This is a genomic window from Chloroflexota bacterium (genome assembly GCA_038040195.1).
In the GTDB taxonomy this organism is placed as follows: domain Bacteria; phylum Chloroflexota; class Limnocylindria; order QHBO01; family QHBO01; genus DASTEQ01.
Genome location: JBBPIR010000001.1, coordinates 194665 through 208512 on the forward strand (window position 1 = coordinate 194665; position 13848 = coordinate 208512).

At 66.7% G+C, this 13848-nt stretch carries 19 protein-coding genes; 11 read left to right on the forward strand and 8 right to left on the reverse strand.

The window, feature by feature from the left end; genetic code table 11:
- Positions 1-40 precede the first annotated feature (40 nt).
- Positions 41-466 carry a hypothetical protein gene (locus AABM41_01040; GenBank protein MEK6190891.1) on the reverse strand — a complete coding sequence of 142 codons (426 nt, stop codon included), beginning with the start codon at positions 464-466 and terminating at the stop codon, positions 41-43.
- Positions 467-671: 205 nt separating this feature from the next.
- On the opposite strand from AABM41_01040, the gene AABM41_01045 reads away from it, so the two are divergent.
- Positions 672-977, forward strand: a complete 306-nt coding sequence (locus AABM41_01045) for a hypothetical protein (GenBank protein ID MEK6190892.1) — start codon at positions 672-674, stop codon at positions 975-977.
- 89 nt (positions 978-1066) lie between these two features.
- Here the strand turns inward: AABM41_01045 and AABM41_01050 are convergent, their stop codons facing one another.
- The gene (locus tag AABM41_01050) at positions 1067-1690 is read right to left on the reverse strand and encodes a hypothetical protein (protein MEK6190893.1); all 624 of its coding nucleotides are present in this window, start codon (positions 1688-1690) and stop codon (positions 1067-1069) included.
- A gap of 45 nt (positions 1691-1735) precedes the next feature.
- Positions 1736-2212 (reverse strand): cupin domain-containing protein, encoded by a 477-nt coding sequence (locus AABM41_01055; GenBank protein MEK6190894.1) that lies wholly within the window; start codon positions 2210-2212, stop codon positions 1736-1738.
- A gap of 333 nt (positions 2213-2545) precedes the next feature.
- Here AABM41_01055 and AABM41_01060 point away from each other — a divergent pair, with 333 nt between their 5' ends.
- From AABM41_01060 to AABM41_01090, 7 genes are all read left to right on the forward strand, one after another.
- Complete coding sequence (locus AABM41_01060) at positions 2546-3259, forward strand: DUF4395 family protein (protein ID MEK6190895.1); 714 nt, start codon at positions 2546-2548, stop codon at positions 3257-3259.
- Between the two features lie 36 nt (positions 3260-3295).
- Positions 3296-3646 carry a hypothetical protein gene (locus AABM41_01065; protein MEK6190896.1) on the forward strand — a complete coding sequence of 117 codons (351 nt, stop codon included), beginning with the start codon at positions 3296-3298 and terminating at the stop codon, positions 3644-3646.
- 107 nt (positions 3647-3753) lie between these two features.
- Positions 3754-5805: a hypothetical protein gene (locus AABM41_01070; protein MEK6190897.1), complete on the forward strand. Its 2052-nt coding sequence runs from the start codon at positions 3754-3756 to the stop codon at positions 5803-5805.
- The gene (locus tag AABM41_01075) at positions 5802-6116 is read left to right on the forward strand and encodes a DUF4157 domain-containing protein (protein ID MEK6190898.1); all 315 of its coding nucleotides are present in this window, start codon (positions 5802-5804) and stop codon (positions 6114-6116) included. Before AABM41_01070 ends, AABM41_01075 begins: the two co-directional genes overlap by 4 nt.
- A 130-nt stretch (positions 6117-6246) precedes the next feature.
- Positions 6247-6714 carry a nitroreductase/quinone reductase family protein gene (locus tag AABM41_01080; protein MEK6190899.1) on the forward strand — a complete coding sequence of 156 codons (468 nt, stop codon included), beginning with the start codon at positions 6247-6249 and terminating at the stop codon, positions 6712-6714.
- A 215-nt stretch (positions 6715-6929) separates the two neighbouring features.
- The gene (locus tag AABM41_01085; protein ID MEK6190900.1) at positions 6930-7157 is read left to right on the forward strand and encodes a hypothetical protein; all 228 of its coding nucleotides are present in this window, start codon (positions 6930-6932) and stop codon (positions 7155-7157) included.
- Positions 7158-7267: 110 nt separating this feature from the next.
- Entirely contained in the window at positions 7268-8341 is a 1074-nt protein-coding gene (locus tag AABM41_01090) for an HD-GYP domain-containing protein (GenBank protein MEK6190901.1), read from the forward strand.
- A gap of 17 nt (positions 8342-8358) precedes the next feature.
- Here AABM41_01090 and AABM41_01095 read toward each other — a convergent pair whose 3' ends face one another.
- Positions 8359-9186 carry a class I SAM-dependent methyltransferase gene (locus tag AABM41_01095; protein ID MEK6190902.1) on the reverse strand — a complete coding sequence of 276 codons (828 nt, stop codon included), beginning with the start codon at positions 9184-9186 and terminating at the stop codon, positions 8359-8361.
- Positions 9187-9263: 77 nt separating this feature from the next.
- On the opposite strand from AABM41_01095, the gene AABM41_01100 reads away from it, so the two are divergent.
- Both AABM41_01100 and AABM41_01105 read left to right on the forward strand, forming a co-directional pair.
- The gene (locus AABM41_01100) at positions 9264-9647 is read left to right on the forward strand and encodes a nuclear transport factor 2 family protein (GenBank protein MEK6190903.1); all 384 of its coding nucleotides are present in this window, start codon (positions 9264-9266) and stop codon (positions 9645-9647) included.
- Positions 9648-9874: 227 nt separating this feature from the next.
- A complete protein-coding gene (locus AABM41_01105; GenBank protein MEK6190904.1) occupies positions 9875-10132 on the forward strand; it encodes a DUF2442 domain-containing protein in 258 nt (85 codons plus the stop codon).
- Positions 10133-10363: 231 nt separating this feature from the next.
- Here AABM41_01105 and AABM41_01110 read toward each other — a convergent pair whose 3' ends face one another.
- Positions 10364-10672 carry a DUF2442 domain-containing protein gene (locus AABM41_01110; protein ID MEK6190905.1) on the reverse strand — a complete coding sequence of 103 codons (309 nt, stop codon included), beginning with the start codon at positions 10670-10672 and terminating at the stop codon, positions 10364-10366.
- Positions 10673-10684: 12 nt separating this feature from the next.
- Complete coding sequence (locus AABM41_01115; GenBank protein MEK6190906.1) at positions 10685-10945, reverse strand: DUF4160 domain-containing protein; 261 nt, start codon at positions 10943-10945, stop codon at positions 10685-10687.
- A 139-nt stretch (positions 10946-11084) separates the two neighbouring features.
- Between AABM41_01115 and AABM41_01120 the strand changes: the two genes are divergently transcribed.
- The gene (locus AABM41_01120; protein ID MEK6190907.1) at positions 11085-11870 is read left to right on the forward strand and encodes a hypothetical protein; all 786 of its coding nucleotides are present in this window, start codon (positions 11085-11087) and stop codon (positions 11868-11870) included.
- Here the strand turns inward: AABM41_01120 and AABM41_01125 are convergent.
- Together AABM41_01125 and AABM41_01130 are read right to left on the reverse strand one after the other, a co-directional pair.
- Positions 11854-13176: a helix-turn-helix transcriptional regulator gene (locus AABM41_01125; GenBank protein MEK6190908.1), complete on the reverse strand. Its 1323-nt coding sequence runs from the start codon at positions 13174-13176 to the stop codon at positions 11854-11856. The genes AABM41_01120 and AABM41_01125 overlap by 17 nt on opposite strands.
- 355 nt (positions 13177-13531) lie before the next feature.
- Positions 13532-13810, reverse strand: coding sequence for a DUF3892 domain-containing protein (locus AABM41_01130; protein MEK6190909.1), 279 nt, complete (start codon positions 13808-13810; stop codon positions 13532-13534).
- Positions 13811-13848: the final 38 nt, after the last annotated feature.

The following is a 13848-nucleotide window of genomic DNA, read 5'->3' on the forward strand; positions in this document are numbered from 1 at the left end:
CAGCCCGATGGTAGCCGCCATCGCCGTTCGTCGACCGGGACTACGCTTGGGACCAGGTCGTCAGCACGATCTCGGCGTCGTAGGGATGCATGCGGTAGCCCTCCGCCGCGGCATCCCAGACCAGGAGATCCCGACGAGCCACCCGACGCATCACCTTGTTGGGGCCGGCCACGATCCCGGCGAATGCCGTACCGGTGCTCTTCCCGTACCGCTGCCGCAGGGCTTCGTCCAGGACGAGGACCTCATTGTTCAGCGACAGTTCGGCGACCTCGCGCACCAGGCGGCGACTGTCCACCCCGCGGATGGCGTGCAGCACCTCCAGCAGCTGGCGACGGCGGAGCTCTGATTCATCAACGCCGGCTCCCGCAGGACCGTCATCGGGCTCGCGCCGTGGCCCCATCACCCATCGCCAGGCGAGGTTGACGAGCTCCTGCTCGGTATCGGCCTCGAACTCGACCCTAGGCACCTGTATCTCCTCTGCTAGGCACCTGTATCTCCTCTGAAAGACTAGAAGCAGATTTGTCACTAGACTATCACAGGCTACTTGTGCTATGATTCCCATCAACGGCTGCAAGGCTGCGAACCGTTTGATCTCATGACCTTCGAACGAAGTCGGTCACGAGCGAACTTCGCTTCGTATCGACTGGCCGAATCCCTACAAGGAGAACATCGTGAAGCACATTCGACTTGCGATCTACGACATCACCAAGGGCAGCTTCCAGGAGCTGGCCGGCCTGACCAAGGACGGCATGCTCCCCCGCTTCTCGACGGAGCCTGGCTTCATCGAGTACGGAGTCGCGGACATCGGCAGCCGCAAGGCCTGCTCTGTCACCGTCTGGGAGACCCGTGAGCAGGCTGAGAAGTCTGTCACCCTGTCCTCGACCTGGGTCAAGGAGAACGTCTCCGACCGGGTCCGGCTGATCACCAGCTACGTCGGCGACCTGGCCTTCCTGCACGGAACGCCTGTCCTCGCGTAACCCTAACCCCTGTAGGCCACGACTCCCCCGGAACGGGCAACCGCTCCGGCTCGGGAGTCGTGGCCTCCCCATGTCCGGGAGGCCCCTACTCAGCCACGGATAGCCCTTGGCGGACCGGGATCACCTTTGGTTCTGGTCCCTAACGGAAGCACCGTAGAGCGATGACCGAGGAGGCGCGCCATCAGGAAAGCCCACGCCGGCAGCAGGATTAGGTAGGCGATTCCGCCCAGGGACGTCCACCCGGTGTCCACACCGCCGAGCAGCAGGCCTGCCGCGTATAACACCCCGGCAACCCCGGCCGCCACACCCAGCCAACGCAGCTGGTTCAGCCATGGTCCCGCCAGCAGGTTGGCGCCCGCGATCCACAGACCGATATAAACGAGCGCCCCGCTCCCCACCCCGAACGCGCCACGGGCGGCGGTGTCCCAGTCGATGACCACCGCGCCAGCCATCTGGAGCACCTGGATCACGCAGAAAGTCAACACCGAGACCCAGCCGAGCGTCTGGGCCAACTGCGCGAGCCGGGTCGGCGTTCGACCACCCAGCTCGTAGAAAGAAAGCATGAGCGGGGCGAGGGCCGCGGTCAGCACCAGCAGGGCGCCGTCGTTCAGCGTCCCCCACGGCTGGTCGGCCATGAAGGACAGGCCGGCGGTCACCAGCCCCACCAGCCCGGCACCTGCGACGACGTAAGCCGCGAGGGAGGCGCTGCTCACGATTCGCTGGGTGCGACTCGACATGGATCCGCTCAATGAGGGCCGTCAGCCCACCATGTACTGGTCATGGCGAGCCCAGAGCTCGGTCCACTCCGCGTCGCTCAGCTGCTTGCCGGATCTGGCAATCTCATCAACCTCCATGAAGTAGCGCTCGCGGGGCGCGCCTGGGGCGAAGAGGATCAGCATCGAAGCCGGCTTGTCGGAGTCGTGGCTGAAGGCGTGAATTCCGCCTTTCGGCACATACAGGAAGTCCCCGGCGGTCGCGTCTACCCAACCCGTCCCGTCATAGAAGCGGACTGTTCCCCGCAGGACATAGAAGGACTCGGAGAAGGTCCGATGGATATGGGCATCGGGGCCGCCGGACCGCGCCTTCATGTCGCGTCGGAACATGCCGAACTGGCGTCTCGTCATCGATCCCGGCGCCACGAACAACATCGAGCTATTCGGGCCGCGAATGCGCGGAACGGCTGCCGCGGCTTGGTAGATCGCGCTGATCTCTCCGACGTTGCTCTCGTACGACACGCCGCCAGCCTATCAGCCGCGTGGGGCCGAGCAGGTGCCCGCCTCGCCTCGGCGGTCGAGGACAACGCAGAACGCCTGAGAGGACACCCCTCAACCCTGTGTTTGCCGATACAACGGCGGAGGCGTAGGCTTCGCGGCCAGCACATGACCAGTTCGCGAACGCACGCCACCTGCTCTTGCGCCTGTCGCTAGGCGGGAGGATCCCTCTCGCCTGACCCGCGCCGCGTGTGCGCGAACGTCGCTCCAAGCGACGCCCTGGCCTCTCCTCCCGCCCGCTCGAGACCGATCCCGGTCGGTTCGCTGCCTTCTCTCCACGTGCCCCAGCGAGGCGATATGCCCCCTTCAGTCCTTCGAACCGCAGATCCCTACCGCGACCTCGACGTCATCGACGCCCGTGCGCCGCGATTCAACCAGGCCGCCATCGGCAGCCTCTCGTTGCTCGCGGTGCTCACCGGCTGGTGGCCGATCCTGGCCATGCTCGCGCTGCAGCTCGCGATCGGCCTTCGGTTCGGGCGCCGCTATTGCGTGGCCTGCGTGGCCTACTTCGAACTGGTCCAGCCGCGTATCGGTGAGGGACCCATCGAGGACAGTCGCCCGCCCCGCTTCGCCAACCAGGTCGGCCTGCTGGTGCTGGGCACCGCCACCCTCGCATACGCCGTTGGACTGCCGGCCGTGGGTGCGGCACTCGGCCTGCTGGTAGCCGGGCTGGCACTGCTGGCCGCGAGCACCGGGCTGTGCGTCGGCTGCGAGATGTACCGGATTGGCGCGCGTCTGCGCGGGATCCGGGCCCACCAGTTCGACCGCATTGAGCTGGCGGACATGGGTGCCGCGTTCCCGGTCGGTGGCGAGCTGGTGGTGGCCTTCAGCCATCCGCTGTGCACGGACTGCCGCGACATGGTCGATGACCTCCAAGCCGACGGCCGTCACCTGGTGACCGTGGACGTTCGCGAACGTCCCGAGCTGGCGCGAAAATACGGAATCGCCCTGGTGCCGACCGCGGTGTCCGTCAACGCTGACGGCCGCGTGACAGCACGCCTGGTCGGCTGACCCGGCGCTCGTGGACGGGGAGGCTGAGGAGCAGCGGTGGCCGAATACAAAGTCAACAAGCGCGCGGTAACGCATGCCCGGAAGCTCATCGATGCCGGCCGCTATGTGGTCGATAGCGACTGGGGCGAGGCGCAGCCGACCGCCAGGGATGAGAACAGGTACCTGAAGTCCCACTCATGGGCCGAGTACGCCGCGTGGCACCTCGGGCTGACCGAAGGTGCCGAGGACGAGACCAAGGCCCGATACGGCTTCGTCTTTGGCGACTTCATCCGCATCCACCGCACTGGCCTGATCGCCTGCGTGTACCGAGCCGCCGAGTGGCGGCACAAGGAGGTTGAGCTGGCCGCTCACCGACTCCTGCAGCGACTGGACAAGGTCAGCAGCTGATCCAGTCGGCTGAGCTGGACGAGGGGATCAAGGACAGTCGACGCCGCCTCGGGCTCCGGCGCAAATATGCCCTTGGCATCCTTCTCGTTCACGGCATTGGCGAGCAGATGCGCGGCGACACCCTGACCGAGGAGGGTGATTACATTTTCAGATGGCTCAGGCGGCGAGTTGAGAGCCCGGGAGGGCCCGGCGGCGCCCAGGTGGACGTGCTCGACGTCGCCCTTCGGCAGGCATCCAGTGATGCCATCCCGACCGCCCATGCGGTGGTCCGGATCACACCGCCGACCGGCACGGGCGCGCCGGCACACTGGGTCGTCGCCGAATCCTCATGGGCCGACGTCTTCCGACCGGCAACCTACGCTGAGCTTGCTGGATGGGCCGTCACCGTCGGCCCGTGGGTCTTTGCCACCCAGGTGGCGGGCATCGTGCAACGAATGGAGATCGGGGAATCGGTCCCCCGACTTCTTCGCATCGCGCTCATCCCCATCACGCTGCTTGCCGGCACGGTCATGCTGCTGGGAGCCGCGATCGTGGGGCTGGTGGTAACCGCGCTGGCCATGGCATTCGTTCTGCTCGCGGTCACGCGTCTCCCCTTCATCGCGGAGTTCGCCCGCGCGCTGCAGCGAGGCCTGGCGAACGGGTTCGGCGACGCCTACGTCCTCACCCGGAGTCCCATGCGCTTCGGCGCCATGGCAACCCAGGTGCGGTCAGATCTGCAGGTCCTGCTCCGCGAATGCGCCACGGTCGCGGTGGTCGCCCACTCCCAGGGGACGGCCGTGTCCTGGTACGCCCTGAAGCATGAGCTGATCGGTCGTCCGCCTGTCGCCAAGGAGGGGTCGCCGAAGCCGGCGCCCATCGGTCTGTTCGTCACCTACGGCCAGGCCGTGCGAAAGCTCACGTTCGTCCTGACCATGGCACGGGGATCGCAGACGGGAGTGCAGACCCTTTCTGCGGTGGGCGGTGCGGCCTTCCTCGGGATAGCGGTGCTGGCGTTCTTGGCCGAGGCTCCCTGGCCGCTCATCGCCGTGCCCGTTCTCCTCGCCGTCATTGCCGAATTCGCCCTGCTCAACTCCGCCAGACGGATCTGGACCGAATCCGGGGAGGACATCGAGTCGGACTGGGCGAAGGTGGTTGCGGTGGAGCCGGGGCTGGAGTGGCTGGACCTGTGGGCATCGGCGGACCCGGCGCCGGTGGGGCCATTGGACGTGGCCGGGAAGCAGATCCGCTCATACAAGATCCGAAACCTCGCGTCGACGATTTGGGATCACGTCGTGTACTGGAGGAACCCCACCGAGTTTGTCGCCATCGTGGCGTCACGCCTCTTCGCGCTCGGCGGCCCGAAGGCGTACGCGGCACCACTCACGGACCCGCGACTCCAGGTCGCCGCCATGCGACGGCACGCGCGCGTGCTCCTGTTGCTGACGATGCGGGTGTTCGTGGCGAGCGGAATCGTGGCCGGATTGCTGCATGCCTCGCTGATTCCTGACTTCGGCAGCGGCGTGATGGCGTGGGTGGACAGCCTCAACCTCCCGCTCGCCGACGGGTTCTTTCACACGCCTCCCGAATGGGCATCCGCCGTAGCCGGCTTCGCCGCTGTCCTGCTAATGGGCGCCCTCGCCTGGTTGCCCGTCACGTTCGGCTGGAACGCGTTGATGAGCGCCGATGAAACAACCTACTTCCGCGGTCTCCGACGCCCACTGTGGACGCTTCCCTGGTACGCCCTCGGAGCTCTGGCAGCCCTCATTGCGGGCCCCGTCGTCGCTCTCCTATGGCTTGCCGATGATCCGACCATCGCCACGGGATACCTGTTCGTCAGCGTCTTCGCAGCCCTGCTCTTCCTCACGGTCCTCGCCAGCGGCGGGGCGACCTTCGCCGGCGCCGAAGACAACGAAAGCATGACGATCGCAACCAGCAAGATCACCGGCGCCACCGGATCGAGCTTCCTGGTCGCAGGCCTGATTGCCGCCCTCATCGTTGCGGTCCCGGTTGTGGTGGGATTCATTTGGCCCGATGCGCTCGGCTGGACGCTGGTCGTGGAATCCGTGGTCCTATCGGGAGTGCTTGCCGTCGAAGGGATCCGCGAGTATCGGCTGTTTCAGACGCGATTCAACGCCCAGAACGCGAAGCTTCCCAAGTCGGACGATGGCCATAACAAGTGAACACCTCGGACCTGAAGCGGGCGCGCATCGTGGTCGTGCCGTTCCTTCTTCCCGGCATCGCCGGGACGACCGTGGGTCGGTGGGTCCTGATCGCACGTGGCCATGAGCGCGACAAACGCTTGCTCGCGCACGAGCTCGTCCACGTCGGGCAATGGCAAGAGCTCGGCGCCGTGCGCTTCGTACTGACCTATCTCGGAGCCTACGTCAGCGGTCGGCTGCGTGGGCTGGGGCACCTCGCCGCGTACGAAGCGATCCCCCAAGAGCGCGAGGCGCGAGCCCTGACGGCGATTCGGACCGAAAAGGGGGCGTGATCCGATGAAGGCAGTTGTACCCCGCTGGAGGACGTGATCGAGGCAACCCGTTACGTTGAAACGGGCCAGAAAACCGGAAACGTCGTCCTGACCGTCACCGGCGCAGGCGACACTGATACGAGGTAGACCAATGTCTGAAGAACCCGAGCGTCCCCAACGACTCCCGCCACGCTGGTTCATCCGCTTCTTCTGGGTGATGCATCGTGCCGTGTACGCCATCACCGGCGGAAGGATCGGCTTGCGGAAGCCGACTGCCGAAAACTGGGGCATGATGCGGCTCCGAACGGTCGGCCGGCGCACGGGCGCGGAGCGGGTAGCCATCCTCGGCTACTTCGAGGACGGCCCCAACCTGGTCACGATGGCCATGAACGGCTGGGGCGATCCGGAGCCCGCGTGGTGGCTCAACGTTCAGGCTCGCCCGGACGTCACCGTCGACCTGACCGATGGATCGCGCCCCGTCCACATACGTGCCGCCGAAGGGGACGAGCGCTCTCGCCTGTGGGACCGGTGGGCCGTCTACGACAAGGGTCTCGATGAATTGGCCGCCCGCCGGTCACGACAGACGCAGGTCGTCATCCTCGAACCACGGGACACATGATTCAGCTCGCCGCTTGACCCCGCGGCGCACCATACCGATGAGCCGACGCGCAGTGTCGACAGTCCAAACCCGAGGAGACTGACATGGGCGACAAGGGACCTGGCTCAAAGAGCAAGGCCACGAAGAAGAAGAAGAAGAAGGACACCGCTAAGTCCGGGACCACGAAGAAGTAGACGCTCTCTCGCCACGGCGGCACCTGAGGCCATACTCAACCCGTGGCCTCAACGGATGAGCCCGTCGAGGAGACCGCGCACTACGCCAACGGCCGGATCAAGTACACCGGCTTCCGACTGAACGGCGAGATGCACGGCGCGTGGTCCTTCTATCGGACCGATGGCTCCCTCATGCGTAGCGGCGCGTTCGACCGCGGCAAGGAGGTCGGCACGTGGCGCACGTTCGATCGTTCCGGCACGGTCGTCAAGGAGACTTCGTTCGGAGATTAGGAACTCTAACCGCAGTCGCGCCGCGACCGGGATCCAGGACGCTGGTACCGCCGGGCTATGGGACCTAAGGCGCGCTAGGCCCAGCGACGGTGCGCGCGGACAATGCGTGGGTGACGCTCGAAGGGAGACGGGCAGCCAGCCGCGAACTCGCGCAGGTCCTGTCGGCCAAGTCCGGCCTCGGGCGTGCAGACCGCACAAGTTGGCGGGCGCTCGCCGCGGCAGCGCTGATCCCCCTCACCGGCCTCATGGCGTTAGTCGCGGTTCGCCTGACGGGCGGTTCGCCCAACCCGCTGAACCACCTGGGCTATCTGCCGATCCTCATCGCCGCCTACGCCTACGGCTGGCGGGGGGCGTTGCCGGTGAGCCTCGCGGTGTCGGTGCTGCTCGGACCGCTTGCCCAGTGGCTGAGGCTGCCGGGCGGGACCGAGCAGGTCGATGCATGGCTCATCCGTGCCGTGATGTTCGTGGCCGTCGGCGCGATCACCGGCGTCCTCTTTGACCGCGCCCGACAAGCGGCTCTCGGCTGGCGGACCGCGGCCATCGAAATCGCGCAGCGCGAGCGGGACGGCATGGTGGCCCTGGCCCGGGGAGCGGAGGCCAAGGACTCCGACACCGGCGATCACATTGTCCGCGTTCAGCTGCTTGCCGAGGAGGTGGCCACCGCGGCCGGCCTCAGGCCGGAAGATGCGGCGAATATCGGCTGGAGCGCGATGCTCCACGACGTTGGCAAGCTGCACATTCCCGACGCCCTCCTGCTCAAGCCCGGCCCACTTACCGCCGACGAATGGGTCCTCATGCGCCAGCACCCGATCTTTGGCGAGGCGATCCTGTCCCAGGGGGTCGGCTTCGAGACCGCGCGGCGCATTGCGCGCTGGCATCATGAGAACCTGGACGGCAGCGGCTATCCCGATGGCCTGAAGGGCGACCGGATCCCGCTCGAGGCGCGGATCGTCCGCGTCGTGGATGCGTTCGATGCCATCACCAGTCGCCGGCCCTACAAGCCGGCCCGCAGCGTCGAATGGGCCATGGCAGAGCTCCAGCGGCATGCCGGCCGACAGTTCGACCCTGAACTGGTCCGGATCCTGCGCGACCTGGTAGCAGCCAATCCTCGGCTCCTGAGCCGCCTAATCGCCCGCCGCGTGTCGAACCTGGAGCAGCAGCAGTCGCTCGCATCTGTGCGCTGACGCCTTGGCACCTGCGGTCAGGCGCGGACCCCGATGATGCACTGGGTCAGGTTGCTGAAATGGCGAGCCTGGCTGGGGTCGGGCCACATCGTGTCCTGGATCGCCTGCTGGGCTTGCCGCTGAAGGTCCGGGGTCAGCGATGCCGCGGTGACGCCGGCGAGCACGTCCCACGCGAAGGTCAGATTCGGGAAGTCGAACCCGGTCATCTCGGTTTCCACGCGTGCCTCGATGCCGACCCGTGCCAGCTCGTCAAGGAATGGCTGCGGATCCGCAAGCGCGCCGGGACCAACACCCCGAACCGGGGGCGGAGGGGCGAACTGGCTGACCGTCCGCTGGAAGAGGACGAGATCGCAATGTTCGGGCCCCGCCCACACCGAGGCGACCAGGCGACCGCCTGACCTCAGGACGCGCGCCATCTCCTGCGCAGCAGCGGCTCGGTCGATGACGAACATCAACGACAGCGATGCGAGGATCACATCGAAGGACCCGTCGGCTGCGGGTATGTTCTCCCCGGACCCTTCAGCCAGCTGGAACCTGACCGATGCCTGGTCGGCCCGTCGCCCGGCCAGTGCGAGCATCTCGGGGCTGGGGTCGACAGCGAGGACGTGCCCATCAACCCCCACCGCGAGGGCAGCCTTCTCCGCCACGGCCCCCGTCCCTGTCCCCAGGTCGAGGACCCGCTCGCCCGGCTGTAATCCAGCCCGGGCAAGCAGCTGGTCCACCACGGGCGTCAGCCGACTGTCGATCTCACGCCGATAGACCTGGGACATGCGATCCCAGACCCCAACCTGCCAGGCCAGTCCTTCTTCCAGGTCGCTCACGATCCGCTGGGTGCGACTGGACATGGATCCTCCCACTCCACCAGAGATCTGAATCTCCGTGTGCGCCGATGCTACCCTCTCGAACCCGACCCAGGAGACCGATGACCATGACACCCAAGTCGACCGTCGAGATGCTCCAGGACATGGTCGTGGCCTTCAATCGACACGACCTTGACGCATTCATGGTCTATTTCGCCGATGACGCCGTCTTCGAATCGCCACGCGGACCGGAGCCCTGGGGACGCCGCTACGAGGGCAAGCAGGCCGTCCGTGAGGCCATGGAAGGACGGATCCGAGACATTCCCAACGTCCACTACGGCCAGGACACGCACTTCGTCACCGGAGACCGCGGCGTCTCGGAGTGGACCCTGACCGGCATCACACCCGACGGACAGCGGCTTGAGTACCGCGGCTGCGACCTGTGGACGTTCCGCGACGGCCTCGTGACGCGCAAGGACTCCTTCTGGAAGATGGTCGTTCGCTGACGAGTGTGGGCACCCCACCGATGCCCAGTTGCTCGCCTCCGAGGACACCTGGCAAGGCCAATCCGGTGCCGCCAAAGTCTGGCTGGCTGATGTCGAGGTCGCGTCATCGCGGGCGTACACTGCACGACAGCTACGGCAGATCCTTGAGATCGTGGAGGACCACCGGGACGAGTTCCTGGCCAGATGGAATGACTATTTCGGCACGTAGTCTGCGTATCGAGCCGGCCTTGGCCACGAGCGTGCGCTTCACCCGCGCCAGACTGTTCGTGGCCCTGAGCGACGGGCGCGAGATCAGCGTGCCGCTGTCCCGCTTTCCGCGACTCCAAGGCGCCAGTGAAAGTCAGCGCCGGAATTGGAAGATCACGGCGTTCGGGACCGGGATTCGGTGGCCGGACATTGATGAGGACATTGGGGTGGCCGGCCTATTGGGGATTCCCGAGGAACTCGTCGACGAGGCCGCAGGCTTCACGATCCACCGCCCGTAGGCATTGCCCCCGCTGCTACCCTCTCCCCAGGCTCCGGCGCCCACCTGAGCCCATACCCGCAGGGCCCACGCGGGGGGACCGATGACCGAGCTCGCCACCAACGTCCCCCGTTCAATTCGAACCGCGACTCCAACGTCATCTTCCGCGACGAGTCCGGCAACCCGACCGATGCCCAGTTCCTGCCTTCGAGGCCACCTGGCCCTGTGCGCGTACCCGGCTGGTCGTAGTCGCTCAGATCTGAACGATGGGCTCGTCGCCCGCCTGCCGTCCCAGCTCAAGGCGCGCAACCGGACGGGCGGCCGCGTCTCGAGGGGGCGGCCCTCCCCAGATCAGGGTTTCTGGATCGATATCGAGGTCACGTCCCCAGACGATCGTTCCCCACCGGACACGAACCGTCCGGAACCGCTCGTAGTCGCGGCGAAGCGGCTCGAAGACCGGTCCCCACAGAGCGTCTCGCAGACCTCGCTCGACCTCCTGCCCATTGCTCAGCCGCAGCCTGACCCAGTAGTCGTCGAGTGGTGTCACAGCCTGGATGGTCAACACGGCCCGATGCTAGCCGAGCGGCGCAATCTTGTGCGGTGGCAGCTGTTGTCGCGCGAGTTCCCAGTCGGACTCCAGCTCCGCCTGGTGCATAACCGCCCACTCGATGACCAACCCCAGCACGCGGCCGGGCAACTCTCCGCGCAGCACTGACAACGAACGAATGTCGATCGCCGCACGACTGCCGGCGTACTCGGCATGGAAATGCGGTGGCTCGTGATCGTCGTAGTTCATCCGGATCACGATGCCGAAGAACCGGCTGACCTCGGGCACGCAGCCCATCGTCCGCATGGGCGCTGACCGCTCGATTACCAGCCGATCCCTTGCCTCCGCTGCTAGGCTCTCCGCACATACCCGCCAGGCCCACGCGGGAGGACCGATGAGTGAGCTCGCCACCACGCCGGATACCTGATTGGTCGCAGCGCGCATCTCCAACCCACGGCGTCTCGCGTTCACGGTCTTGGCCGCGCTCTTGGTTGTCCTGTTCGGGTTCATCTTCTTCGGCCTGACATCGCTGGTGATCGGATGGTTCGGTGACCTGGAGGGCGTCGCGGGGCCAGTCACCGAGATCGGCTATGGGGCGCTGGTGGGCCTCATCCTCACGGTTGGGGTGGCCTCCCAGCTGCGCCACCCGGAGCGCAGGATCGCGGGACTCCAGCAGGCGGCTCTGGTCATCCCATCGTTTGCCGCGGGCTCGGTGTTGGCCCGGGATTCCCAGAACCTGGAACCCCTCGTGATCCTCGTCCCCGCGCTGGCGCTGCTATGGGCGCTCCATCCCGCCCGCGCCGAATTCCTCCGGCCACCAAACCGGATCAGTCCAAGGCTATTGGCGATCGCGCTGCTCGGCGCCGTCCCCCTGATCGCCTACGCGGTGGCGATGGGCACGGCCGCGCAGGAGCTTTCGGGGCCTCCACACCACGTCCAGCGCCTGTCCGACATGGCGGCCCTGGCGGTTGGCATCGAGCTGACCGCCCTGCTCGCCGCGCTCCGCACGCCGGGCTGGCAAATCCCGACCTGGAGCGCCGCGACGGCCCTGAGCGTGTTCGGCGTCGCATCGGTCCTGTTCCCAGACCACCCAGCCGCCGTCGGCTCGGTGTGGGGAGGACTGGCCATCGCGGGCGGTCTCCTGTTCGTGGCGGTCGCCGAGTGGGAGGCGCGCCGCTCGACGGCTAGCTTGCCGGCTACCCCCGCGGCTTGAGCGCTAGCGCCTCGCGGTAGAGCTCGACCGCCTCGGCCGGCTTGCCCATCTGGCCAAACAGCTCCGCCCATTCGGAGAGCACCGGGCGCAGGCGGCCGGTGAAACCAAGATCCCGATACGCCTGCGCGGCTAGGTCGTACTCGACCAGGGCCTGATCGGTCTGACCCTGGGCAGCCAATACGCGAGCCCGGGTGTGGTGAATCGCGGCCGCCGCCTCGGGATTCCTCCCACCCTCGGCATCTCGCGCCGCTTCGGCCAGCTTGTCCAGCGCCACCTCGGGCTCCCCCCGGGCCAGCGCGATCTGTGCCTCGGTGTCCAGCACATGGGGCAGGAATGTCGCGTCCAGCATTAGGTCCGCATGCGCATGGGCCTGATCGGCGAAGTCGCGAGCGCGGTCCAGGTTGCCGAGCCGGAGCATGGTCAGGGCAAGGGTGTTCTCCAGTGAAGCGACTTCCTGTCTGGCCTCCAGCATCTTGAAGATGCCCAGAGCCTGGCTGCCCGCCCGGTACGAGGCTTCGTTGTCTCCCACGTCTCCATAGCTCCGGGACAGGTTCAGAAGCAGGATCGCCCTCCGGAAATCATCGAGGTCGGCGACCTGACCGCGGGCCTCCTCCAGGTAGGCGAGCGCGCGGTCGTGCTCTCCCTCCCAGTTCTCGACGTCCGCCAACGCGACCAGGACCCGGAATTTGAATTCGGGGAGCACATCCAACCCTTGCCGAACCCGGTCCAGCAGCCCCTTGAGGATGGCACGGGCCTCGGCCGAGCTGTCCGCCAGGTGATGTGCATAGGCCAGCCAGTAGCTCGCGTAGGCGAGATCGGCGTCCCGATGCAGCCGCTCGAAGATGACCACCGATTCGGCCGCCAGACCGATGGCCTCGCCGCCACGCCGGAGCCGGCACAGGCTCTCAGCCATGCCGCGCAGGATCTCCGCCCGAGCCCGTTCGCCGGTCGCCGAATCGAGCAGGCCCCGATATGCCGATAGGGCGCTCTCATGGTCGCCTGACGCCAGCCGGAGATCCGCCTCCAACCGATCCGCTAGACCCGGTTCCGAGGGCAGAAACGCGCCGATCGGGACCGCCAACCGTTCAGCGAAGTACTGGAGCGCGGCCATGGACGGCTTCGCGAGTCCATTCTCCAGGGCACTGACGTAGGCCGGTGTGAAGCGCGGTTCGGCGAGCCCTCGCTGCGTGAGCTTGGCCGCGGTCCGCAGTCGACGCACATTCGCGCCGATGGCCCGTGCCAATGGCCGGTTGTCGACCACGTTGATCACCCGAGCCTTGCGCTGGGTGGACCGGGGAGACCCCATCGACGCCACTATACCGCCACTTGATTGCACGTCTGCCCCGCGCCCATCTCCAGACTATAGAAATACTTGACACCGCCCGAATCATCCCCATACGCTGCCGCAGAGTGGTCGCCTGAGCGACCCCTCGAATCGGGGGCCGGGCCACGAGGCGCGCCGGGAAGGAGCCCGCCCATGGTCACCAGGATCCGGAAGATCCGTGCCATTGTCTTTGCGTGGTCACTTGCTGTGCTCATGGCGTTGGCCTCCGTGGCCACCGTCCTGGCTGACAACGGAAAGGGCAGCTGGCCATAAACCGGCACCCAAACCACGAGTTGATCCCCGCCCAATAGCAGCGGCGCGCGGCCCGGCCCCTCCTTCAGCATGTTGGGAGGTTCTCGAGGTTATTCGTGGGGGTGTGGTCCGGCGCGGTCGTGAGGTACGGGAACGTGAGACAGCCCTGGACCGGGCAGTAGGGAGCCTTGTGGATCCGCGCGTGTGTGCCTTCGGCTTCTGACCACCACTCTTCTCCAGCGTCGATCGCGCTCGCCACGTCCTGACGCGAGAAGTACGTGCCCTCGGCCGTGCACACGCCCGCAATGTGCTCGTGCTTCCCCTCGGGCGCCTGGACCATCCTGACCCGCGTCACGACAGGCATCAGCTACCCCCGCATCCATCCAGAGCCCCCGGAGTTCC

Coding starts and splice junctions, on each gene's coding strand:
- AABM41_01095 (MEK6190902.1), bottom strand. CDS start 9,186: ATGTCCAGTCGCACCCAGCGGATCGTGAGCGACCTGGAAGAAGGACTG.
- AABM41_01070 (MEK6190897.1), top strand. CDS start 3,754: ATGCGCGGCGACACCCTGACCGAGGAGGGTGATTACATTTTCAGATGG.
- AABM41_01080 (MEK6190899.1), top strand. CDS start 6,247: ATGTCTGAAGAACCCGAGCGTCCCCAACGACTCCCGCCACGCTGGTTC.
- AABM41_01125 (MEK6190908.1), bottom strand. CDS start 13,176: ATGGGGTCTCCCCGGTCCACCCAGCGCAAGGCTCGGGTGATCAACGTG.
- AABM41_01130 (MEK6190909.1), bottom strand. CDS start 13,810: ATGCCTGTCGTGACGCGGGTCAGGATGGTCCAGGCGCCCGAGGGGAAG.
- AABM41_01060 (MEK6190895.1), top strand. CDS start 2,546: ATGCCCCCTTCAGTCCTTCGAACCGCAGATCCCTACCGCGACCTCGAC.
- AABM41_01100 (MEK6190903.1), top strand. CDS start 9,264: ATGACCATGACACCCAAGTCGACCGTCGAGATGCTCCAGGACATGGTC.